General features: G+C 36.0%; 22 protein-coding genes and 1 tRNA gene. 16 read left to right on the top strand and 7 right to left on the bottom strand.

The window, feature by feature from the left end:
• Positions 1 to 27: 27 nt before the first annotated feature.
• Both ACFSQ0_RS07945 and lpdA read left to right on the top strand, forming a co-directional pair.
• Positions 28 to 489, top strand: a complete 462-nt coding sequence (locus ACFSQ0_RS07945; protein ID WP_379046638.1) for an Lrp/AsnC family transcriptional regulator — start codon at positions 28 to 30, stop codon at positions 487 to 489.
• A gap of 199 nt (positions 490 to 688) precedes the next feature.
• Positions 689 to 2,089 (top strand): dihydrolipoyl dehydrogenase, encoded by a 1,401-nt coding sequence (gene lpdA, locus ACFSQ0_RS07940; RefSeq protein WP_379046635.1) that lies wholly within the window; start codon positions 689 to 691, stop codon positions 2,087 to 2,089.
• Between the two features lie 112 nt (positions 2,090 to 2,201).
• On the opposite strand, the gene ACFSQ0_RS07935 is transcribed toward lpdA, so the two are convergent.
• A complete protein-coding gene (locus tag ACFSQ0_RS07935; RefSeq protein WP_379046632.1) occupies positions 2,202 to 3,137 on the bottom strand; it encodes a YeiH family protein in 936 nt (311 codons plus the stop codon).
• A 73-nt stretch (positions 3,138 to 3,210) separates the two neighbouring features.
• A complete protein-coding gene (locus ACFSQ0_RS07930) occupies positions 3,211 to 4,098 on the bottom strand; it encodes a LysR substrate-binding domain-containing protein (RefSeq protein WP_379046629.1) in 888 nt (295 codons plus the stop codon).
• A gap of 92 nt (positions 4,099 to 4,190) precedes the next feature.
• On the opposite strand from ACFSQ0_RS07930, the gene ACFSQ0_RS07925 reads away from it, so the two are divergent.
• Genes ACFSQ0_RS07925 through ACFSQ0_RS07910 form a run of 4 tightly spaced genes read left to right on the top strand, consistent with a single transcriptional unit; the run spans position 4,191 to position 9,425 of the window.
• Positions 4,191 to 4,730: an NADPH-dependent FMN reductase gene (locus ACFSQ0_RS07925; protein ID WP_379046626.1), complete on the top strand. Its 540-nt coding sequence runs from the start codon at positions 4,191 to 4,193 to the stop codon at positions 4,728 to 4,730.
• Position 4,731: 1 nt separating this feature from the next.
• Positions 4,732 to 6,024, top strand: a complete 1,293-nt coding sequence (locus ACFSQ0_RS07920; RefSeq protein ID WP_379046623.1) for an anthranilate synthase component I family protein — start codon at positions 4,732 to 4,734, stop codon at positions 6,022 to 6,024.
• 12 nt (positions 6,025 to 6,036) lie between these two features.
• Entirely contained in the window at positions 6,037 to 7,353 is a 1,317-nt protein-coding gene (tilS, locus tag ACFSQ0_RS07915) for a tRNA lysidine(34) synthetase TilS (protein WP_379046620.1), read from the top strand.
• Positions 7,350 to 9,425, top strand: coding sequence for a protein-disulfide reductase DsbD family protein (locus tag ACFSQ0_RS07910; RefSeq protein WP_379046617.1), 2,076 nt, complete (start codon positions 7,350 to 7,352; stop codon positions 9,423 to 9,425). Before tilS ends, ACFSQ0_RS07910 begins: the two co-directional genes overlap by 4 nt.
• Before the next feature lie 62 nt (positions 9,426 to 9,487).
• Here ACFSQ0_RS07910 and ACFSQ0_RS07905 read toward each other — a convergent pair whose 3' ends face one another.
• A complete protein-coding gene (locus tag ACFSQ0_RS07905) occupies positions 9,488 to 10,066 on the bottom strand; it encodes a non-canonical purine NTP diphosphatase (RefSeq protein WP_379046614.1) in 579 nt (192 codons plus the stop codon).
• A gap of 2 nt (positions 10,067 to 10,068) precedes the next feature.
• Positions 10,069 to 10,542, bottom strand: coding sequence for a 23S rRNA (pseudouridine(1915)-N(3))-methyltransferase RlmH (gene rlmH, locus ACFSQ0_RS07900; RefSeq protein WP_379046611.1), 474 nt, complete (start codon positions 10,540 to 10,542; stop codon positions 10,069 to 10,071).
• 213 nt (positions 10,543 to 10,755) lie between these two features.
• Between rlmH and nadC the strand changes: the two genes are divergently transcribed.
• The 4 genes from nadC to priA all read left to right on the top strand — a co-directional run bounded on the left by nadC (position 10,756) and on the right by priA (position 15,668).
• A complete protein-coding gene (gene nadC / locus ACFSQ0_RS07895) occupies positions 10,756 to 11,616 on the top strand; it encodes a carboxylating nicotinate-nucleotide diphosphorylase (protein WP_379046609.1) in 861 nt (286 codons plus the stop codon).
• On the top strand, positions 11,616 to 12,533 hold the full coding sequence (locus tag ACFSQ0_RS07890) for a YihY/virulence factor BrkB family protein (RefSeq protein ID WP_379046606.1): 918 nt from the start codon (positions 11,616 to 11,618) through the stop codon (positions 12,531 to 12,533). Before nadC ends, ACFSQ0_RS07890 begins: the two co-directional genes overlap by 1 nt.
• Positions 12,534 to 12,560: 27 nt before the next feature.
• Positions 12,561 to 13,121 carry a chalcone isomerase family protein gene (locus ACFSQ0_RS07885; protein ID WP_379046603.1) on the top strand — a complete coding sequence of 187 codons (561 nt, stop codon included), beginning with the start codon at positions 12,561 to 12,563 and terminating at the stop codon, positions 13,119 to 13,121.
• Positions 13,122 to 13,211: 90 nt separating this feature from the next.
• Positions 13,212 to 15,668 (top strand): replication restart helicase PriA, encoded by a 2,457-nt coding sequence (gene priA, locus ACFSQ0_RS07880; RefSeq protein ID WP_379046600.1) that lies wholly within the window; start codon positions 13,212 to 13,214, stop codon positions 15,666 to 15,668.
• Here priA and ACFSQ0_RS07875 read toward each other — a convergent pair.
• A complete protein-coding gene (locus ACFSQ0_RS07875; protein WP_379046597.1) occupies positions 15,665 to 16,351 on the bottom strand; it encodes a LytR/AlgR family response regulator transcription factor in 687 nt (228 codons plus the stop codon). The genes priA and ACFSQ0_RS07875 overlap by 4 nt on opposite strands.
• 172 nt (positions 16,352 to 16,523) lie before the next feature.
• Between ACFSQ0_RS07875 and rpsF the strand changes: the two genes are divergently transcribed.
• The 4 genes from rpsF (at position 16,524) to ACFSQ0_RS07855 (ending at position 18,175) form a co-directional block, all read left to right on the top strand.
• The gene (gene rpsF, locus ACFSQ0_RS07870; protein WP_147860745.1) at positions 16,524 to 16,862 is read left to right on the top strand and encodes a 30S ribosomal protein S6; all 339 of its coding nucleotides are present in this window, start codon (positions 16,524 to 16,526) and stop codon (positions 16,860 to 16,862) included.
• A 2-nt stretch (positions 16,863 to 16,864) separates the two neighbouring features.
• Positions 16,865 to 17,161 carry a 30S ribosomal protein S18 gene (gene rpsR / locus ACFSQ0_RS07865; protein ID WP_147860746.1) on the top strand — a complete coding sequence of 99 codons (297 nt, stop codon included), beginning with the start codon at positions 16,865 to 16,867 and terminating at the stop codon, positions 17,159 to 17,161.
• Positions 17,162 to 17,174: 13 nt separating this feature from the next.
• Positions 17,175 to 17,624 (top strand): 50S ribosomal protein L9, encoded by a 450-nt coding sequence (gene rplI, locus ACFSQ0_RS07860; protein ID WP_379046593.1) that lies wholly within the window; start codon positions 17,175 to 17,177, stop codon positions 17,622 to 17,624.
• An 80-nt stretch (positions 17,625 to 17,704) separates the two neighbouring features.
• Positions 17,705 to 18,175, top strand: coding sequence for a DUF6495 family protein (locus tag ACFSQ0_RS07855; RefSeq protein WP_379046590.1), 471 nt, complete (start codon positions 17,705 to 17,707; stop codon positions 18,173 to 18,175).
• A 41-nt stretch (positions 18,176 to 18,216) separates the two neighbouring features.
• Here ACFSQ0_RS07855 and ACFSQ0_RS07850 read toward each other — a convergent pair whose 3' ends face one another.
• Positions 18,217 to 19,458: an ABC transporter permease gene (locus ACFSQ0_RS07850; protein WP_379046587.1), complete on the bottom strand. Its 1,242-nt coding sequence runs from the start codon at positions 19,456 to 19,458 to the stop codon at positions 18,217 to 18,219.
• A gap of 99 nt (positions 19,459 to 19,557) precedes the next feature.
• Here ACFSQ0_RS07850 and hisS point away from each other — a divergent pair, with 99 nt between their 5' ends.
• Positions 19,558 to 20,931, top strand: a complete 1,374-nt coding sequence (gene hisS / locus ACFSQ0_RS07845; protein ID WP_379046584.1) for a histidine--tRNA ligase — start codon at positions 19,558 to 19,560, stop codon at positions 20,929 to 20,931.
• Positions 20,932 to 21,052: 121 nt separating this feature from the next.
• On the opposite strand, the gene ACFSQ0_RS07840 is transcribed toward hisS, so the two are convergent.
• A tRNA-Met gene (locus tag ACFSQ0_RS07840) sits at positions 21,053 to 21,126 on the bottom strand.
• 127 nt (positions 21,127 to 21,253) lie between these two features.
• Here ACFSQ0_RS07840 and ACFSQ0_RS07835 point away from each other — a divergent pair.
• The gene (locus ACFSQ0_RS07835; protein ID WP_379046581.1) at positions 21,254 to 21,649 is read left to right on the top strand and encodes an START-like domain-containing protein; all 396 of its coding nucleotides are present in this window, start codon (positions 21,254 to 21,256) and stop codon (positions 21,647 to 21,649) included.
• The last annotated feature ends 30 nt before the right edge of the window (positions 21,650 to 21,679 follow it).

The following is a 21,679-nucleotide window of genomic DNA, read 5'->3' as shown; positions in this document are numbered from 1 at the left end:
CGGATTAAAACAGAATAAAATAAACTTATGCTCGATACTACTGATAAAAACCTGTTGGCGTTACTGCAACAAGATGCTAAACAAACCATTAAAAGTTTAGCATTTAAATTGAACCTATCGGTCACCGCGGTGCACGAACGGATTAAGAAACTGGAAAGAAATCAGACCATCACCCAATATGTAGCTTTGATTGATAAAAATCGCGTCAACAAAAGTTTTATGGTACTTTGTCATCTAAAACTCAATGAACATACCCGCGAAAATATAAAGCGCTTTGAAAAAGAGGTATCACAATTACCCGAGGTGATGGAGTGTTATCACGTGAGCGGAGATTATGATTTTATACTAAAAATTCTGGTGAAAGATATGCCTGCTTATCGCCAATTTTTAGTCGATAAACTCACTGCTTTGAGTGGCATAGGAAGTACGCAAAGTACTTTTATAATAGATGAAGCGAAAGAGACTACGCAAATTGCTTTGAATTATTAAAATAAATTCAAAACCATTAAACCGAGTGCTGCGCTAACAGAGCAAGGGAATTTCTTTGAATGGTGACAAATTTGAATTTTAGGAAAGTTTATAATCAAAAAACATCGCTTTAATCAAAAAACAAATAATAAGCCGCTAACTTGTTCATTGTTGTAGATGTTGTATTTTTGTAATCGTTTAAAAAAACCACAAAAAAATTATGAACACGTACGACGTTGTTGTTATTGGGTCTGGACCTGGAGGTTATGTTGCCGCTATTCGTTGCGCACAGCTAGGACTAAAAACGGCCATTATAGAAAAATATGCTACTAAAGGAGGTACTTGCCTTAATGTAGGATGTATCCCTTCAAAAGCATTGCTAGATTCATCACATCACTATGAAGATGCCATTAAGCACTTCGAAGAGCATGGGATTGAAATCGCTGGAGAGGTGAAAATGAATCTTGAAAAAATGATGGCTAGAAAAAATACCGTGGTTGAACAAACTACCAAGGGTATTGATTTCTTGATGGATAAAAATAAAATAGACACTTACCAAGGGGTAGGGTCTTTTAAAGATAAAAATCATATAATTATCAAAGGTGAAGAAGAGGTAACTATTGAAGCAAAAAATACCATTATTGCTACCGGTAGTAAACCAGCTAGCTTACCTTTTATTGAGATAGATAAAGAAAGAATTATTACCTCTACCGAGGCGCTAAAAATGAAAGAAGTGCCTAAACATTTATTGGTTATAGGTGGCGGTGTGATTGGTTTAGAGTTGGGCCAAGTGTACAAAAGACTTGGGGCAGAGGTTACCGTAATTGAGTACATGGACCGTATCATACCCACTATGGATAAAGCTCAAAGTAAAGAGCTTATGAAGGTGCTTAAAAAGCAAAAAACAAAATTTGCACTTTCGCACCAAGTTACTGCCGTAGAAAATAAAGGTGATGAAGTAGTGGTAAAAGCCAAAGACAAGAAAGGTAACGAAGTAGAATTTAAAGGTGATTATTGCTTGGTTTCTGTGGGAAGAAAGCCTTTTACAGCTGGTTTAAACGCAGAAGCCGCAGGCGTAAAATTGAACGATAGAGGTCAGGTTGAAGTGAATGAAAACTTGCAAACTAACGTAAGCAATATTTATGCGATAGGCGATGTAGTAAAAGGAGCGATGCTGGCACATAAGGCCGAAGAGGAGGGTACTTTTGTAGCCGAAGTAATTGCTGGTCAAAAACCACATATCAATTACAACCTTATTCCAGGAGTGGTTTATACCTGGCCAGAGGTTGCTTCTGTAGGAAAAACCGAAGAGCAATTAAAAGAGGAAAAAGTAAACTATGCCAGTGGGCAATTCCCTATGCGTGCCTTGGGTAGATCACGAGCTAGTGGAGATATTGACGGATTTGTGAAAATCTTAACCAATAAAGAAACAGATGAGGTGCTAGGGGTACACATGGTAGGCGCACGCGCAGCCGATTTAATTGCCGAAGCTGTTACCGCAATGGAGTTTAGAGCCAGTGCAGAAGATATTTCAAGAATGAGTCACGCTCATCCTACCTATGCAGAAGCAGTAAAAGAAGCTGCACTTGCCGCAACTGGCGATAGAGCTTTGCATGTTTAGTATAAATTTTATTTCCGCTTAAAGCGGATATTATACCCGTAAAAAACCCCTGTAATATTCAAATTACAGGGGTTTTTTGTAAACCAAAAATAAATGAAAAACTAAATCAATTTTATAGGTACAAAATGTATGCCAGAGAGGTAACCGAAATGGTTATCCATAAACTTAGTCCGAGTAAAATAGGCTGAAAACCACTTTCTTTTATTGACTGTATACTTAATCCGGCACCGACCAAAAATAAGGTGAGCACCAATAATTTTTTAGACAGAAAAGGAATGCCCGTTACAATAAAATCAGGTAAACTAATATAAGAACTTAAGATCACTGCACCTACAAAAAGCAAAATGAACCAAGGTATCTTAATTTTACCGGTTTCACCCCTAAAGAAAAACATAGTAAGAATACTTAAAGGGATAATCCATAAAGCTCTGGCCAATTTAACGGTAACCGCAATATCTAAAGCTTCTTCGCCGTAAGCTAAGGCGGCTCCAACTACAGAGCTGGTATCATGAATGGCTATCGCACTCCATAAACCAAAATCGGCTTGAGATAGGTTTAATGCATGCCCTAGCATAGGGAATACCAATAAAGCCACTGCATTTAAAAAGAAAACCACGCCCAGTGCAATCGATATTTGCTTTTCTTTGGCTTCTACTACAGCAGAAACTGCTGCAATTGCACTACCACCACAAATGGCCGTTCCCGATGAAATTAAATAGGAGATAGCTCGATTTATGTGCAAGGCTTTACCAATAAAGTAGCCTAAAATGAGTGTGGTACTTATGCTTAAAACGGTAAGTAGTAATCCTTCTTTTCCTACCGCTAAGGTATGGTTTAAATCCATTCCAAAACCAAGGCCAACTACGGCTATTTTTAATAGCCACTTCACCACTTTTCCCGTATGCGCTTTAAACGGATTGTAGAGTAGATTAGTCATTAAAAAACCTAGGAGCAAAGCAATGGGAGAGCTGATGAAAGGCGTAAGACATAGTACAGCCAATACTATAAATATTATTTGGGTAAACTTATCGGGAAAACGGTATTTCACGGTATTCTATTTTTAATTGCTACTCAAAATTAAGCAGGAATACCGGAGGGCAAGCAACGCAATTTATTATACCTTATAACTTTTGGTTATAGCTTCGTTTAAAAAAGCGTTTGATTAAATCGTAAAACATAGATTGGTATCCTTGCTTGCTTACAAAATATAAGGGTCTAGAAAAACTTACATCATCTATGTCTACTATCTGCAATTTGTTGTGCTTCAATTCTTCAATGATAGAGAAAATAGAAACAAATGCGTAGCACTGTGTATAAAGTAAATAAGTCTTTATACTTTCTGTACTGCCCAAAATCATGTCTACTTGTAGTCTTTTAGGCGATAAACCTTCGCTACTAAGCCTTGCTTCTAGAATAGCACGCGTACCCGACCCTTCCTCGCGTAACACAAGCGGCAGCTGGGTAAGTTGGTTGAGTTTGATTTGCTGTGAGGCATTTCCAGCACGGGTAACCAGTACCAGTTCATCGTCTAGAAATTTTTCGTATTGTAGTAAAGGGTTGTGGTTTCGGCCTTCAATTAATCCAAAATCCAACCGGTTGTTAAAAATTTTCTCCTCGATTGTGGCCGAATTATCATTGATTAAAGTAAAATTCGTTTCTGGGTAACGTTGCTTAAAGTCGGCTAAAAGTTGAGGAACAATATACTGGGCTATGGTGGTACTGGCACCCAATTTTACATAATTGGGTAGTTCTTGCTGCTGTAGTAAAAAATGGTTCTCTAAATCGTTATATAAATTTACAATTTGCTCGGCATAACTTAAAAACTCTGTTCCTGCTTGCGTTAGTGCAATCCTATTTCCTTGACGTTCAAATAATTTAATACGGTATTTTTGTTCAATTTCTTTAATATGTTTAGAAACAGCTGGCTGCGATAGGGGCAGGTTTCTTGCAGCTTTTGAGAAACTTAAAGCCTTGGCAACTTCAATAAAAACACGCAGTCTAAAATCCATAATTAAATGTTATAGCTCAAAAATACGAATAGTTTTTGTAGGATTTGTGTATGTGGCTATTTTCTGTTTATTTTACAATATATACTTAAAAAATGAGTGAGATTATTGCCTTTGCAGGTTCAAACAGCACAAAATCTATCAATCACCAGTGGGTGAGTTTTCTTAGTCAACAATTGGTAGAACCAGTTAATGTGATTCGGTTAACCGATTATCAAATTCCTATGTATGGTATAGATTACGAAAAGGAAATCGGTTTCCCTAAGGAGGTGCAGCGTTTATATAATGATATCAAATCGGCTAAAGCCATCATTCTTTCTGTAAATGAACATAACGGTGCGGTGTCTAGTTATTTTAAAAATGTAATGGATTGGTTGTCGCGGTATGACCGGATTTTTTTAGAAGATAAACCAATTTTACTTACGAGTACCTCTCCAGGAAAATTGGCTGCAGGTAAAGCCCGAGAGTATGCCGAAATTGCGGTTGAACGCTATGGCGGTAAACTAATTGCTAGTTTTGGCTTGCCGTCTTTTGAGGATAATTTTGACAGTGAGCAGCAAAAACTAAGAGACGAAACCCTTTTATTAGGTGTGAAAGATACGTTATCACAATTTCAACAAGCTATAACATTTTAAAGTGCGTACCGAACAATCTTTTCAAATAACAGATTTAAAACAATTTAAAGAACAGCTATTGGCTTGGGCGCAGCAGTTTGATGAGGTCATTTGGCTAGACTCCAACCAATACCCCAATCAAGATTATGAGGCATTGCTTGCTGTTGAGGCTTTTACCGCTATAAAAACAGATGCTTTTGATGCTTTTAAAGATCTTGAGGAGTATCAACAAACCACAAAAGATTGGATTTTTGGCTATTTGAGTTACGATTTAAAAAACGATATAGAGCCTCTAAAATCTAAAAATTTTGACGGATTGCACTTCCCGGATTTATATTTTTTTCAACCTCAAAAATTAATCAGTTTACAGGGTCAAACAGCCACTTTTAAATATTTAAATGCTGTCGCCGATGAAATTGAAACCGATTGGCAAACTATTTTACAAAAGGACAAACCATTCAACTTGCCACCTCCGGCCAACATCGAGTTAAGGCCGAGAATCAGCAAACAAAATTACTTGAACAAAGTAAATCAGATGAAAGAGCATTTGCAGCGTGGCGATATTTATGAAGCCAATTTTTGTCAGGAATTTTATGCAGATCAGGTTCAGTTAGATATATCTGCTACTTATCAAGCTTTAAATGCAAAGTCTGAACCTCCTTTTGCTTGCTTTTTAAAACTAGAAGAGTTTACAGCCTTATGTGCTAGTCCAGAGCGCTTTTTAAAAAAACAAGGCGAAAAAATTATAAGTCAGCCTATAAAAGGTACCGCAAAAAGACATGAAGATCCACAGACAGATGCACAACTTGCCAGTGAATTAGAAAAAGATCCTAAAGAAATTTCAGAAAACGTAATGATAGTCGATTTGGTGCGTAATGATTTATCGCGAACTGCACAAAAGGGTAGTGTAGAAGTGCCAGAACTTTGTAAGCGCTATACCTTTAAGCAAGTACATCAGCTTATTAGTACTGTCACTTCAAAATTGAGTCCAACTTGTTCTTTGCGCGAACTATTTATGACCACCTATCCCATGGGAAGTATGACCGGTGCACCAAAACTTTCGGCAATGCAAATTATAGAAGAACTAGAAGAAACTAAGCGAGGTCTTTACAGTGGCGCTATTGGTTATATTGATCCAGAAGAAAATTTTGATTTTAATGTGGTTATTCGCAGTATTTTATACAACCAAGAGCAAAGGTATCTCTCCTGCTTGGTAGGTAGCGCCATTACGATAAAATCTGATGCCGAAAAAGAATACGAAGAGTGCCTTGTTAAAGTGGAAGCGCTAATACAATCGGTGCAGAGTCCGCAATAAATCAGAAAACTTATGCTAAATAAATTTCGCGAAAACCTAGAACAGCACTTTCCTTCGCTTCTGCAAAACAAACACCTGTTGGCCATAAGCGGAGGAATCGATTCGGTGGTTCTGTGCCATATGCTTGTAGCAGCAGGAGTAAAGTTTGCTTTAGCACACGTAAATTTCGCTTTACGCGGAAAAGAAAGCGATGAAGACCAACGCTTTGTTGAGGCTTTAGCAGCACGATTAAAACTAAAAATTCATACGCAGAAATTCGATTGCCAAGCTTATGCCGAAGATCATAAAATGTCCATACAAATGGCTGCGCGTGAATTACGTTACAATTATTTTAAAACCTTAACGCAGAACCATTCGTATATAAAAATAATTACAGCGCATCACGCTCACGATCAAATAGAAACTTTTTTTATTAATTTAATACGCGGCACGGGAATTGCGGGGCTCACCGGTATGCCTCAGGAGAATAACATAGTAGCAAGACCATTGATTGGATTTTCGCGAAAGCAAATTGAAAACTATGCCAAGCAACACCACATTAGATGGCGTGAAGATAAAACAAATGCGTCTAATTATTATTTACGTAATAAAATCAGGCATCAAATCTCACCGATTTTAGAGCAAGAAAATCCCAATTTTCTGGAAGCTTTTAAAGGAACTCAGAACAAGTTAAAGCAAATAGAACAATTGGCCGAAGATTATGTGAGTTTGATTTATGATAAAATAGTACGGGAAACTTTCTCAGGGTTTGAGATTGATTTAAACGTGCTCAACACTTTGCCGCATCCTAATGCGGTATTGTATCAACTACTAAAAGAATTTGATTTTAGCGATTGGGAATCGGTTTATGCGTTAAGAAAGGCACAACCCGGTAAAAAAGTAGAAACTGGTGCTTATGTCTTGCATAAAGACAGAGATATTCTTTTGCTTCAAAAACGAAAAGAAAAAGAAATAGATGAAACCGAGTCGTACTTGCTTTATCCTGAAAATGAACTTGTTTTTCCTTTGGGTCGTCTGCAAATAAGCAAAGTAGATAAGTTAGGAGACTTTGCCGATACAGTAGCTTACTTGGATGCCAAAAAGTTAAAATATCCGCTTATATTACGAAAATGGCAAGCAGGAGACTATTTTTACCCGCTCGGAATGAAAGGAAAACAAAAAATTAGCGATTTTTTAATCAATAATAAAGTGGCGCTTCAAGACAAGGAAAATATCTATGTCTTGTGCTGTGATAAAGAAATAATTTGGTTAGTTTCACACCGAATTGACGAGCGCTTTAAAGTGCAAGACAAAACTCAAAAGATAACAAAAATTACTTTAAAATCATGAAGGTATACCTTAAACTATTAATTGCATTTTTAATTACTAGTGCGTCCTATGCTCAATTTGGGATGGGGCAAAATCAACAATTAAAGCCCACAAAATGGGAAGGTAAAATTAACAAACTGTCTGATACTTCATACGAGTTAATCTATGAACTGAGTATAGAGCCAGATTGGCACGTTTACAGTCAGTTTACTCCAGAAGGCGGACCCATTCCCTTAGCATTTGATTATGTTGATAAAGAAGGAAAGTATGAGGTAGAAGAGTTTGCCAAAGAGAGCGAAACCAAAACACAATTCAACGAAACTTTTGGAGTGGATGAGATGTATTTTGAAAATCAGGCAACTTTTAAACAAAAGGTTACCTTAATTAATCCAGACATTCAAGTGATAAAAGCACAAATTTTTTATCAATCCTGTATAGATGTTTGTATCAACGAAGAATACTATATGGTATTCGACCTTAAAAACAATAAAGCACAGGTGTTTTCAAACTATGATGAGTTTGAAGCGTACCAAGCTAATGGAGCCACCAAAAAACCTGAAACACAAAAAAAAGAAGAACAGCTTAATGCCGATGATGATGAGGTTCCTCAAGCTTTGCTTGATGCACAAGCATCTGTTTCTAATGAAGATGGTAGTAAAAAAGGCCTTTTCTCTATTTTTTGGATTGCCTTTTTATCTGGTTTCGTAGCCCTGCTTACTCCTTGTGTTTTCCCAATGATTCCCATGACGGTTGGTTTCTTTACCAAACAAAGTAAAACAAAGGCCAAAGGGGTTAGTAACGCTCTTCTTTACGGATTTTTTATTGTGGTAATTTATGTATTATTAGGTTCTTTAGTCACTGGTATTTTTGGTGCCGATGCGTTAAATGCGCTATCTACCAATGTTACTTTTAATATTGTATTCTTTGTTATCTTGATAATTTTTGCCGCATCTTTTTTAGGAGCTTTCGAAATTATGTTACCTAATTCTTGGGCTAACAAAGTAGACAGTCAAGCCAATAAGGGTGGGATTATCGGAATTTTCTTTATGGCTTTAGCATTGGCTATTGTTTCCTTTAGCTGTACCGGACCCATTGTAGGAACACTGTTGGTCGAAGCAGCATCAAAAGGAGGAATTGCACCTATAGTAGGTATGCTTGGATTCTCATTGGCTATTGCAATTCCTTTTGCATTATTTGCGATGTTCCCAGGTTGGATGAATACTTTACCAAAATCTGGCGGATGGTTAAACTCAGTAAAGGTAGTTTTAGGTTTCCTAGAATTAGCTTTAGCACTTAAATTTTTATCAAACGCCGATTTAGTTTTAGAGGCGCATTGGTTAGAGCGCGAGGTGTTTTTAGCACTTTGGATTGCTATTTTTGGTACCCTTACTTTATATTTATTTGGTAAAATCAGTTTGCCTCACGACTCTCCTTTAAAACATATTTCAGTTGGAAGACTCGGCCTAGGTTTAGTAACCTTATCTTTTACCATATACCTGATTCCAGGATTATGGGGTGCTCCTTTAAAAATGATAAGTGGTTTCCCACCACCTATGAATTATTCTGAATCTCCATATGGGGTAGGAAACACCAAAGGCGGAGGAACAGCTACCGCAACCAATAAAAGTGATTTCCCCGAACACGCCGAGCTAGGACCACATGATATTTTAGCTTTCACCGATTATGATGCGGGAGTAGCTTATGCTAAGGAAAATAACTTACCTATTTTACTTGACTTCACAGGAAAAGCATGTATAAACTGTAGAAAAATGGAAGAAAGAGTATGGAGTGAACCACAGGTTCTAAATAAACTGAAGAATGATGTTGTTCTTATTAGTTTATATGTAGACATTAAAGAGCAATTGCCTAAAGAGGAGCAGTACACCAGTGAAACTACCGGGAAGCGAGTTCGTACCATAGGTAACAAATGGAGTGATTTTCAAATCAAACACTATGGTATCAATGCTCAGCCATACTATGTATTACTTAATCACCAAGAAGTGGAGCTCAACAAACCCGTGGGTTATCTACCCGATGTAGAGGCTTATAGTGCTTGGTTAAAAGATGGAATTACTAAATTTAAAAATCAATAAATAAGATCTTTTTAGAAATAAAGAATAAAAAAACTCCCGTTTTAAGGGAGTTTTTTTATTCTTTATTTCTTGGTATTTAAATAATTTAAGAGCTGCTTAAAAGCTAAAGCTCGATGACTGATTAGATTTTTATCTTCTGCGGTCATTTCGGCAAAAGTTTTGGATTGATGTTGAGGTACAAATATCGGGTCATAGCCAAAACCACCTTCGCCACGGAGTTCATGGCTTATTTGTCCGGGGCAAATTCCGGTAAAGTCTTTTTGCTCTCCGTCAAAATACAAAGCAATTACGGTTTTAAATTGAGCCCTTCTGTCCTCTTTATCGGCAAGTTCGTCTAATAATTTAGCGATATTGGCTTGGTTGTTTTTTGACTCGCCAGCATAGCGAGCAGATAAAACACCGGGTGCCCCGTTTAAAGCTTTAACCTCTAAGCCTGTATCATCGGCAAAACAGTCATAACCATACTTTTCTTTTACATATTTAGCTTTGAGCCATGCGTTACCTTCGATGGTGTTTTCCGTTTCTGGAATTTCTTCGGTACAACCGATATCTTTGAGCGATAACAACTCGATATGTTGGGGTAAAAGTTGTTTTATTTCTGCCAGTTTGTTGGCGTTATTGGTAGCAAATACAAGTTTCATAATTATTGGTGATGATAGGGTTCATTTTTAAGAATTGTAAATCCTCGGTAAATTTGTTCAACAAAAAACAAACGTACCATTTGATGAGAAAAAGTCATTTTTGATAGACTAATCTTCTGCTTTGCTTGTTGGTAAACAGCATCTGAAAAGCCATAGGGGCCGCCTATTACAAAAACCAACTGCTTAGTACCGGCATTTAATTTTTTTTGTAATTCTTGCGCAAATTGCATTGAGGTAAAAGATTTTCCTGCTTCATCTAATAAAACCAACCAATCTGAAGTGTTGATTTCTTTTAAAATAAGCTCACCTTCTTTTTGTTTTTGTTGTTGTACATCTAAATGCTTTGTTTTTTTTAAATCGGGTATTACTTGCAACTCAAACGAAATATAATGTGTAAGGCGTTTACAATAATCTGCGATTAAATCCTGCAACGGACCTTTATCTGTTTTTCCGACGACAATCAGTTTTATTTTCATAGATATCTACTCTGTTTACAAAAATAAATGACTCTCCTGAATTTGAATCAATTTGTTTTATTTTTTCGAGATTAAATCCGCGTTAAGCGAAACTAAAATACAACTACAAAAGTTAGCAAATTGAAACACCTTTATGCTAACTATGAATAGATATCAAGATTCAACTACAAATTGAGAATACTTTATTATTTTAGCAGATAGAAATACCTTTTTATGATAGCACAAGCCCAATTTGAAAAAGAGATACAATTAATTATTGAAAATGCCATTCGCGAAGATGTAGGAGAAGGCGATCACAGTTCTTTAGCCTGTATACCGCAGGATGCATCTGGTAAAGCCAAATTATTGGTTAAAGATACCGGTATTTTAGCAGGTGTTGATTTTGCTAAACAGGTTTTTAGCTATGTAGATCCGGAATTGAAAGTGGAGACCTTACTCGAGGATGGAAGCCCTATACAATACGGAGATATAGCCTTTTATGTTTCGGGTAGCAGTCAGTCTATCTTAAAAGCCGAACGCCTGGTGCTTAACGCCATGCAGCGTATGAGTGCAATTGCTACTAAAACAAATGCTTTTGCGGAATTGCTCAAGAATACCAAAACCAAAATTTTAGACACCCGAAAAACAACCCCAGGCATACGCGCACTAGAGAAATGGGCGGTTAAAATAGGAGGAGGAGTAAACCATCGCTTTGCCTTATATGATATGATTATGCTTAAAGATAACCATATTGATTTTTCAGGTGGAGTAGGAGCAGCAATAGAGAAAACTCAAGCTTATTTACGAGAAAATTCGCTTGATCTAAAGATTATAGTTGAAGCCAGAAATATGGAGGAAATCAAAGAGATTTTAAAGTACGACGGTATTCATCGCATTTTAATTGATAATTTTAATTATGAAGATACTCGGGAAGCTGTGGCTTTAATCAATGGCAAAACCCAAACTGAATCGAGTGGAGGGATTACTTTAGAAACCGCGGCTGAGTATGCAGCATGTGGAGTAGATTACATAAGTAGCGGGGCTTTAACGCATTCGGTTTATAACCTTGACCTTAGCCTGAAGGCAGTAGATTAATGACAGATAAACAAGAAATAAGTTTCAAAAAAAAGCCTTTAGCCTGGTTTGAAGCCAAGGCCAGGAGCATTAAATTACCTGGCTTAAACGGCTTAAGCGTTTATGACTTGGGAGAGTTATATGCGTTGGGCATTATAAAAGGAACTTTTTCAACGCGAGCCAGTTCTATTGCATTTAGCTTCTTTATGGCGATTTTCCCATTTTTGTTATTTGTGCTGAACTTGATACCCTTTGTCTGGTTTATAGACGATTTTCATTTGGTGCTTTTGTCTTTTATAGATTCTTTTTTACCTCCCCAAACCTCAGGTTTTTTTAATGAGATTTTTGCAGATATTTTTAATAATCCAAGAGGTGGTTTATTGAGCTTTGTATTTATACTTTCTATTTTTTTAATGGCCAATGGGGTAAATGCCATATTCACCGGATTTGAATTTTCTTACCATACGCATATTAACCGATCGATTATTCGGCAATATATGGTTGCTGTAATCACTGCAATTATTCTGGCTATTTTGGTTTTAGTGGCGGTTATAGTGCTATTTTACTTAACCTTTATCATAGAGAATTTAAAAGCTTTAGGCTTGTTTACAGATGGCTTGCAGTGGGCACAATTTGGTAGATATGTCGTAGTGATCCTTCTTATCTATAATGCTGTTGCCATTTTATATTACTTTGGAACCAAAGAAGGTAGACAGTCTAGGTACCTTTCGCTGGGTGCGCTTTTTACAACGCTATTAATTTTATTAAACACCTATCTATTCAGTATATACATAGAAAATTTTAATAATTACAATGAGCTTTACGGAAGTATTGGTGCTTTACTAATTTTGCTTATATATATATGGCTAAATGCAAACATCTTGTTATTAGGCTTTGAATTAAATGCAACTATTTATAGATTAAAACAAAAAAAGTGATAAATTAGGCTTACAAATCTGAACACTATGAAAACACACATTAATTTATTATTGGCGCTATTTATTGCTTTTACAGGCTATAGCCAAACACAAGTAGAAGGGGTAACTTTGCCCAATACAATGAAAATAGGAGAACACCAAACCGTACTTAATGGTGCTGGAGTAAGAGAAAAGCTATGGATAGACCTTTATGTGGGGGCGCTTTATCTTACGGAAAAGAAAAGTAGTGCCAAAGAAATCTTAGATAGTAATGAACCAATGGCAGTACGTCTTCAAATCGTTTCAAAATTAGTTTCGAGTAGTAAAATGATAGAAGCCGTAGAAGATGGCTTTAAAAAATCAACCAACAATAATGTAGCTCCACTTCGCAAACAAATCGATCAATTTATAGGTTTTTTTGAGGAAGAAATTGTCAAAGGAGATATTTTTGATATTACCTACCAACCCGAGCGCGGCGTAGTAGCCTATAAAAATGGAGAGCAAAGAGGGGTAATACAAGGTAAGGCATTTAAACGAGCATTATTTGGTATTTGGTTAGACAAAAAGCCAGCAGATGACGATTTAAAAGAAGGCATGTTAGGTAAATAAGTTAGACTGTTTAAATAAATTGAAGCTATTAAAGCTTTTGGCTTGTCTATGAGTCATAATCTTTAATAGCTTTGTGTTTTAATAAGCTTTATGAATTTTTATATAGATGTAATTATCCCCTTGGCTATTAACAATACCTTTACTTATGCGATAAGTCAAGAGGAATATGATTTATTGCAACCCGGTATGAGGGTAGCAGTACCTTTTGGTAAATCTAAAATCTATACCGGTATTGTTGCAAAAATACATCAGCAGCACCCAGAAATTTATACGCCAAAATTTATAGAAACCATTCTTGATCAATCGCCGATAGTAAGCAAACTTCAATTGGCGTTTTGGGAATGGATTAGCTCCTACTATCTATGCAGTTTAGGCGAAGTAATGCGAGCAGCTTTACCGGGTATTTTTCTTCTTGAAAGTGAAACTGTGATTCAACGCAACAACCAACACGATACCATAGAGCTTGCCAATCAGCTTAGTGATGAACAATTTTTAGTGCTTGAGGCTTTAGAAAAACAATCGCAATTAAAAATTAAAGAAGTGGGGCAATTGCTGGGTAAAAAAAATGTATTACCCATTTTGCAAGAAATGGCCCAAAAAAAGTATATACTATTAGAGCAAGAAATATTTGAGCAATACAAGCCTAAATTGATTAAGTATATACGTTTAAGCGAATCTTATGAAAATCCGCAGGCTATGAATGCAATGTTAGAAGAATTGGGAAGAGCGCATAAACAAAAAGAGATTGTGATGCAATTCTTTACCTTAAAAGCACAATCGAATAAACCTATTTCAAGAAAAAAGCTAAAAGAAAAAGCTCAAGCTTCAGATGCCTCCTTAAATGCTTTGGTTGATAAAGGTTTTTTAGAAGAATATACGCTTCAAATAGATCGGGTGAAAAACCAAAACCAAATAGCACAACAATTAATTGATTTAAGCGCAGAACAGCAGGCGGCCTTGAACCAAATTGAGGCCAATTTTAAGGCTTCAAAACCTGTATTGTTTCATGGTATAACCTCTTCGGGTAAAACCGAAGTGTACATGAAGTTGATAGATAAGCAGGTGAAAAAAGGCAAACAGGTACTTTTTTTAGTCCCCGAGATTGCGCTGACCACCCAGCTTATCAAACGCCTAGAAGCCTACTTTGGCCAGGAGGTGATGGTTTATCATAGTAAATACTCACAACAAGAACGCTTTGAAACCTACCTGCATATTTATAATCAAACCAAAGGGAAAATTATTGTAGGAACGCGTTCGGCTTTATTATTGCCTTTTCAGGATTTAGGATTGATTTTGGTTGATGAGAGTCACGAGAATTCATTTAAGCAATTAAATCCCGCTCCACGGTACCAGGCAAGAGATGCTGCAGTAGTACTTAGTCATCTCTGTAAAGCTTCTATTGTTTTGGGTACGGCTACTCCGAGTATCGAATCTTATTACAATGCTCAAAGGGATAAGTATGCCCTTGTTAGTCTAAAGAAACGCTATGGCCAAGTGATACCTCCTGAAATCCATTTGATCAACCTTAAAGAAAAATATAAGCGTAATCAGATGAAAGGTCATTTTTCTGATGTGCTTATCGAGGCCATAGAGCAAACCATACTGGCTGGTAAACAGGTCATCCTTTTTCAAAACAGAAGAGGTTATTCCCCTACGCTTGAATGTCATACTTGTGGGCACAGTCCGCATTGTCCTAATTGTGACGTGAGTCTTACTTTTCATAAACACAATAATAGTTTGCGTTGTCATTATTGTGGTTATCACATTGCCATGCAAAAGGCGTGTATGGCTTGTGGGAGTAGCGAGGTAAGTACCAAAGGATTTGGAACAGAGCAAATAGAAACCGAGTTAAACACTTTGTTACCCAAAGCTCGTGTTGCCAGAATGGACTTGGACACCACCCGAGGTAAAAATGCTTACGATAAAATTCTAGATAAATTTGAGCAGCACAGTATAGATATTTTAGTGGGTACCCAGATGCTAACCAAAGGACTTGATTTTAGGAATGTAGATTTAGTGGGCGTAATGAATGCTGATAACTTATTAAATTTTCCCGATTTCAGAGCTCATGAACGTAGCTTTCAAATGTTGGTTCAAGTGGCCGGTAGAGCCGGAAGAACAGCCAAGCAGGGTAAAGTGCTGATTCAAACTTTTAATCCGCATCATCAAATTTTACAGCAGGTAACCACCAATAGCTATGAAGATATGTTCAAAGAGCAGGTGTATGAACGCAAAAACTTTAAATACCCTCCATTTTATAGACTTATAAAAATCACCTGTAAACAAAGAGATTATAACGCTGTAGAGGAGGCATCTTTGTGGCTTTCGGAGGCTTTGCGTCAGGGTTTACGCGATAATGTACTGGGTCCTGAATTTCCTGCAGTTGCGCGTGTGCGTAATGAGTACCGCAAGAATATTATTGTAAAAATACCTATGAATTATTCCGTAAAGAAAACCAAAGACTTTATTTTGAAAGTAAAAAAGTCTTATGAGTCTATAGGGAAATTTAGAAAAGTAAAGTTAACGATAGATGTAGACCCTGTTTAAGAAATCCCGATACTAGCCATAGCAAAATCTAACTCTTTCTTACGGTTACGGCTAATAGGTATTTCTATGTCTTTAATCCAAAGATTTTTTGACTCGTATTTCTTTATTTTGCTTAAGTTTACAATATATGATTTATGTACTCTTAAGAATTGATCGCTAGGCAAACGCTCGTTAAAACCTTTTAAGGTAGAAAGAACGGTATACGTTTGTTCTTTGGTTACAACTTTCACATAATCACCAAAAGCTTGAACATACTTGATGTCATCTAAAAACACTTTAAAGTTTTTAAAATTGCTTTTAATCATGATGTAATTATCGTCTGAGATACGCTCTTTTTCAATGCGCAATTTAAAGAAATCAAGCACTTTACTTATGGCATAATCAAAACGCTTTGCACTAACGGGTTTTTGCAAAAAATCGATGGCTTTGTAATCAAAAGCTTTAAAGGCATATTGAGTTTTACCAGTAATAAAAATAATTTGTGGTTGCTTCTCAAGATTGTCGAGTAAATCAAAACCAGAGATAATAGGCATTTCAATATCAAGGAAGATGAGATCGATATCTTCATTTTTTAAAGTTTCCTTAACTTTAATAGCGTTATTATGTTCGGCAATTAACTCTAAATTTGGATGATCTTTAACCAATTTGGTGATTGAAATTCGTTGAATGGTAGAATCATCCACAACTATGCAATTTAATTTAATATCATCCACAGGTTATTGGTGTTGGTTATATGGTCTAAATGTAAGCAACTTTCGATTAACTCACAAATTATCGGAATAAAAAAATAAGCCAAACTTGCTAATTCGATAAAAAAACGTATTTTTGCATCCAAATTTTATTAAACTATATATTATGAATCATTATGAAACTGTTTTCATCTTGAATCCCGTTTTATCTGAAGACCAGGTAAAGGAAACAGTAAAGAAATATGAAGATTTTCTTGTTTCTAAAGGGGCGAAGATGGTTAACAAGGAGAACTGGGGGCTTAAGAAGCTTGCCTATCCTATCCAACACAAGAAAAGTGGATTTTACAACTTATTTGAATTTCAAGTAGATGGTGAAGCTATCGAGCCTTTTGAACTTATGTTTAGAAGAGACGAGGCGGTGATGCGTTACCTTACCGTGAAATTAGATAAGCACGCCATCGAATGGGCACAAAAAAGAGTTAAAAGAAACAAAGAAAAAGCGTAAGTATGTCATCTATAGAGCAACAAGCTAAAGGAAAAAAAGATGGGGAAATTAGATATTTAACGCCTTTAAATATTGAAACCTCGAAAACAAAGAAATATTGTCGTTTTAAAAGATCAGGTATCAAGTATATCGATTATAAAGATCCAGATTTTTTAATGGCTTTTGTAAATGAGCAAGGTAAATTGTTACCTAGAAGATTAACAGGAACTTCTCTTAAATACCAAAGAAAAGTAGCTGTAGCGGTAAAAAGAGCTCGTCATTTAGCATTAATGCCATACGTTGGTGATTTATTAAAATAAAAGAAACGACATTATGGAACTGATATTAAAGAAAGACGTTGAAAATTTAGGATTTATTGATGATATCGTAACCGTTAAGAATGGTTATGGTAGAAACTACCTAATCCCACAAGGATATGCAGAGTTAGCTACACCTTCTGCTAAGAAAATGCTAGCAGAAACTTTAAAGCAACGTGCATATAAAGAGAAAAAGTTTGTTGAAGAAGCAGAAGAATTGCAAGCTAAAGCAAACAAGTTAGAGCTTACTTTAACAGCAAAAGCTGGAGCTGGAGATAAGATGTTTGGTAGTATTACCGCAGCAGATTTGGCCGAGGCTTTAGCAAAGAACGATGTAAACATCGATAAAAAATACATTACAATTTTGGGTGGTAACATTAAGCGTTTAGGTCAATACGAAGCTAAACTGCGTTTCCATAGAGAAGTGGTAACCGATTTTACTTTTGAAGTAGTTGGTGAAAATTAATCTTATTCATAAGACTTAAAGCCTATCTAAGCGATAGGCTTTTTTTTTATCTTGTTTTTTAAATAAATACCTTTTTAACAATGAAATATCAACGCTTAAGCCAGGAACAATTCAAAGAAATGCACCAAGAATTTATTAATTTCTTGGCCAGTCAGTCTATTACTGCCGATGAATGGGAAGAAATTAAAAAGAACAAACCCGAAGTTGCCGAAGAAGAGCTCGATATCTTTAGTGATTTGATTTGGGAGGGAGTGTTGAGAAAAGTGAAATATCTAGAGCATTATTCACCGCAGCACTTATTTCTTTTCTCTATAGATGAAGACTTTATAACGCTAATTGGTGTTAAAGTTAAGAATGAAACTATTAATATAACCACGCGTGAGGGCTATCGTTGGCTACAGCAAAATTTGGCGCATGAAGACGTAGAGCTATATACGTCGAAAAAGGCTTTAAAAGCCGACCGTAATAAAGATGTCTTTGCATTGATTCAGCAAGGAGCGCAAATTACTAAAGGAGAATTATTTGCTTATTTTCAAAAAATAGTTGAATAGAGTTAATAATATTTGAAGGTATGATGAGGCATCAAACCGCTTTATTCATACCTCAATGACTCTATTGGATCTTGTTTAGCGGCTTTAATAGCGGGATAAGAACCAGATATAATGGCAATTAATAGAGAAATAACCGTTGCCCAAATGATGGCCACCCAGGGGATGCTAAATTGAAAGTCAAAACTTTGAGCTACCGCAAAACCAATAAGCATACCTAGAAAAATACCTATGATGCCTCCCAGCTGACCAATAATTATTGTTTCGCTAAAAAACTGCAGTGCTATAGTGTTCCTTTTTGCGCCAAGCGCTTTTCTAACTCCTATTTCTCGTGTGCGTTCGGTTACTGATACCAACATAATATTCATTAAAGCAATAGAGGATCCCAGAATAGTTATAATCGAAATGATCCAAGCGGCAAAATCTAAGACACCAGTTATTTTATAAATTTCATTAAGCAAACTATCGCTGCGTTCAATTCCAAAATTATTTTCTTCTTTAGGATTGAGTTTTCTAATCTTTCTAAATGTGATAACTGCCTCGTCTTGCGCACCCTCTAAAAAATTTTTATCGGCTACTTTTATACTGATGTTGTAATTGGGTTGGATACTAGTGAACATACTTCGGGCCTTTTGAAGAGGAATAAGTACCCTTAAGTCTTCGTTATTTCCAAATGTTGACCCCTTGCCTTCTAAAACTCCTATTATTTTAAATTTGGCACCTCTAATACTTATGGTTTTTTGAAGAGGATCACTGTTTTTGAATAAACCTTTTTTAAAATCGGCACCTACAATACACACATTAGAATTGTTTTCTATATCAAAAAAAGAAAAATCACGCCCTTCCTCCAATTGCAAACAACTATTGCCTAGAAAGTGCTCATTAACGCCAATTACGCGCACCTCTGGATCTGTTTTATCTTGTTTATACTTTACTTCAGCTTGGCTGGTGCCAGTAAAAGATATACTGGTAGTAGCATTTGGGAACTCAAAATTTTCTTTAAAATCTACTGCATTACGGTAAGAAATAATAGGGTTAATTTTGTTGCGTTCTCCACGTCCGCGAGTTTGTACACTAAAATTATATCGTTGAAGATTAAATGTGTTGGCACCCATTGAGGTGAAATCGCTGGTAATTGTGTTTTCTAAAGCATTAACAGCGCTTAAAATACCAACTAATGCCGTTATTCCTATGGCAATAATAAGAACGGTTAAAATTGTTCTTAAAAGTTGTGTTCTTATGCTATCTAATGCAATTCTTACATTTTCTCGAAATAAACCAAACATAGGTGCGTTTTAATTGTTGTTTATAAGACGAGTGAAAGTACAAAAAGTTACTTATTTTTTCTGATTTGTTTCAGTATATTTGGACTCTAAAAGAAAACTATGGCTCAGAAACCTTCAATACCAAAAGGAACGCGTGATTTTTCTGCGCAAGAAGTAAATAAAAGACACTACATAATAAATACTATAAAAAACCAATTTACAAAATTTGGATTTCAACCCATTGAAACACCTAGTTTTGAGAATTATGATACCCTAATGGGAAAATATGGGGAAGAGGGCGATCGGCTTATTTTCAAAATTTTAAATAGTGGTGATTTTCTTAAAAAAGTAAACCCCAATGATATTAAGTCTGAAAACACTTTGGCAATAACGCCTAAAATTGCCGAGAAAGCTTTGCGTTATGATTTAACGGTGCCATTTGCACGCTATGTGGTACAACATCAAAATGAACTAGACTTTCCATTCAAACGCTATCAAATTCAGCCAGTATGGCGTGCCGATAGACCTCAAAAAGGAAGGTTTAGAGAGTTTTTTCAATGCGATGCAGATGTAGTGGGAAGCCAGAGTTTATGGCAAGAGGTAGAATTTGTTCAACTTTATGATGCGGTTTTTACTCAGCTCAAATTAGAAGGTGTTCAAATAAAAATTAATAATCGTAAAATTTTATCGGGTTTTGCCGAAATTATCGGTCAGTCAGATAAGCTGATTGACTTTACTGTTGCCCTAGATAAGTTAGATAAAATAGGAGAAGAGGCGGTTATAGAAGAAATGAAGGCCAAAGGTATCACAGCTCAAGCGATTGATACTATTCAACCTATTTTTAATTTAAAAGGCGATTTTAGCGAGCAGATAGCTAGCTTAAGAGGTATTTTAGCAGCATCTAAGAGCGGTCTAGAAGGTCTGCAAGAACTAGAGTTTATACAGCAAGCCATCGAAGCTATGCCTTTAAAAACAGCAAGATTAACACTAGATGTTACCTTGGCTCGAGGTTTAAATTATTATACGGGCGCTATTTTTGAAATTGCTGCACCACCTCAAGTAAAAATGGGGTCAATTGGAGGAGGAGGTCGCTATGATGATCTTACCGGTATATTCGGATTGAAAAATATGAGTGGAGTAGGGATCTCTTTCGGTTTAGACCGAATTTATTTAGTGCTTGAAGAATTAAAATTATTTCCAAAAACGGCTGATGCTCAAACTCAAGTAATCTTTATAAATTTTGGACATCAAGAAGCCTTATACGCTATGCAAGCGATACGACTGTTAAGAGATAAGGGGGTAGCCGCTGAATTATACCCAGATGAGGCTAAAATGAAAAAACAAATGAATTATGCCAATAAAAGAGCCATACCATTTGTAGTGTTAGCTGGTAGTAAAGAGATGCAGAAGGAGCAATTTACATTAAAGAATATGATGACCGGTGAGCAAAACGATGTAAACCTACAGGAACTTAAGAAGATGCTCCAAGCTTAGTTTTTGGTAGAACTATAATACTATAAAGGAGAAACTAATATTATGGTTTCTCCTTTTTTAATGCTTAAAAATAGTTTAAAAAAAAACCTTAAAGTTATATACCTTAAGGTTTGTTTTTTTGTAGCGAGACCGAGATTTGAACTCGGGACCTCCGGGTTATGAATCCGACGCTCTAACCAACTGAGCTACCTCGCCGTTTGCGGGTGCAAATATATAATTATTTTACAATAACCCAAATATCTTTTGAAAAATAAAAGCAACTTTTTTTCATCGTTTTTTAATAAAGAATATATATATTGCCTCACAACTAAGAATAATCGTTATGGATAAAGTAAAATATGAAATGGAATTTCCAATACAAGCTTCACCGGCTTTATTGTATCAATATATATCAACTCCATCTGGTTTAAGCGAATGGTTTGCTGATAATGTGAACTCCCGAGGCGAGGTGTATACCTTTATTTGGGAAGGCTCTGAAGAGAAAGCAAAATTATTGAGTAAAAAAAGCGGTGAAAGGATTAAATTGAGATGGATGGAAGATGTAGAAAACGAGGATGCTTACTTCTTTGAGATGCGTATTCAAGTTGATGAGATTACCAAAGACGTATCTTTAATGATTACCGATTTTGCCGAAGACGACGAGGATGAAATTAACGAAGGGAAAATGTTATGGGAAAATATGATTTCTGACCTAAAACATGTTTTAGGATCGGCTTAAAAAGCAACCAAAAATGTATATTTGCCTTGA

Source organism: Mesonia sediminis, assembly GCF_042684705.1.
GTDB lineage: Bacteria > Bacteroidota > Bacteroidia > Flavobacteriales > Flavobacteriaceae > Mesonia > Mesonia sediminis.
This window is presented reverse-complemented; position numbering and strand designations above follow the sequence as displayed.

What these genes read in the sequence shown, in the direction of transcription:
- ACFSQ0_RS07855 (WP_379046590.1), top strand. Translation starts at nt 17,705, where the DNA reads ATGAAATATCAACGCTTAAGCCAGGAACAATTCAAAGAAATGCACCAA.
- ACFSQ0_RS07910 (WP_379046617.1), top strand. Translation starts at nt 7,350, where the DNA reads ATGAAGGTATACCTTAAACTATTAATTGCATTTTTAATTACTAGTGCG.
- lpdA (WP_379046635.1), top strand. Translation starts at nt 689, where the DNA reads ATGAACACGTACGACGTTGTTGTTATTGGGTCTGGACCTGGAGGTTAT.
- ACFSQ0_RS07885 (WP_379046603.1), top strand. Translation starts at nt 12,561, where the DNA reads ATGAAAACACACATTAATTTATTATTGGCGCTATTTATTGCTTTTACA.
- ACFSQ0_RS07905 (WP_379046614.1), bottom strand. Translation starts at nt 10,066, where the DNA reads ATGAAACTTGTATTTGCTACCAATAACGCCAACAAACTGGCAGAAATA.
- ACFSQ0_RS07930 (WP_379046629.1), bottom strand. Translation starts at nt 4,098, where the DNA reads ATGGATTTTAGACTGCGTGTTTTTATTGAAGTTGCCAAGGCTTTAAGT.
- ACFSQ0_RS07945 (WP_379046638.1), top strand. Translation starts at nt 28, where the DNA reads ATGCTCGATACTACTGATAAAAACCTGTTGGCGTTACTGCAACAAGAT.
- ACFSQ0_RS07890 (WP_379046606.1), top strand. Translation starts at nt 11,616, where the DNA reads ATGACAGATAAACAAGAAATAAGTTTCAAAAAAAAGCCTTTAGCCTGG.
- rlmH (WP_379046611.1), bottom strand. Translation starts at nt 10,542, where the DNA reads ATGAAAATAAAACTGATTGTCGTCGGAAAAACAGATAAAGGTCCGTTG.
- rplI (WP_379046593.1), top strand. Translation starts at nt 17,175, where the DNA reads ATGGAACTGATATTAAAGAAAGACGTTGAAAATTTAGGATTTATTGAT.
- ACFSQ0_RS07925 (WP_379046626.1), top strand. Translation starts at nt 4,191, where the DNA reads ATGAGTGAGATTATTGCCTTTGCAGGTTCAAACAGCACAAAATCTATC.
- priA (WP_379046600.1), top strand. Translation starts at nt 13,212, where the DNA reads ATGAATTTTTATATAGATGTAATTATCCCCTTGGCTATTAACAATACC.
- ACFSQ0_RS07850 (WP_379046587.1), bottom strand. Translation starts at nt 19,458, where the DNA reads ATGTTTGGTTTATTTCGAGAAAATGTAAGAATTGCATTAGATAGCATA.
- ACFSQ0_RS07835 (WP_379046581.1), top strand. Translation starts at nt 21,254, where the DNA reads ATGGATAAAGTAAAATATGAAATGGAATTTCCAATACAAGCTTCACCG.
- tilS (WP_379046620.1), top strand. Translation starts at nt 6,037, where the DNA reads ATGCTAAATAAATTTCGCGAAAACCTAGAACAGCACTTTCCTTCGCTT.
- rpsR (WP_147860746.1), top strand. Translation starts at nt 16,865, where the DNA reads ATGTCATCTATAGAGCAACAAGCTAAAGGAAAAAAAGATGGGGAAATT.
- nadC (WP_379046609.1), top strand. Translation starts at nt 10,756, where the DNA reads ATGATAGCACAAGCCCAATTTGAAAAAGAGATACAATTAATTATTGAA.
- rpsF (WP_147860745.1), top strand. Translation starts at nt 16,524, where the DNA reads ATGAATCATTATGAAACTGTTTTCATCTTGAATCCCGTTTTATCTGAA.
- hisS (WP_379046584.1), top strand. Translation starts at nt 19,558, where the DNA reads ATGGCTCAGAAACCTTCAATACCAAAAGGAACGCGTGATTTTTCTGCG.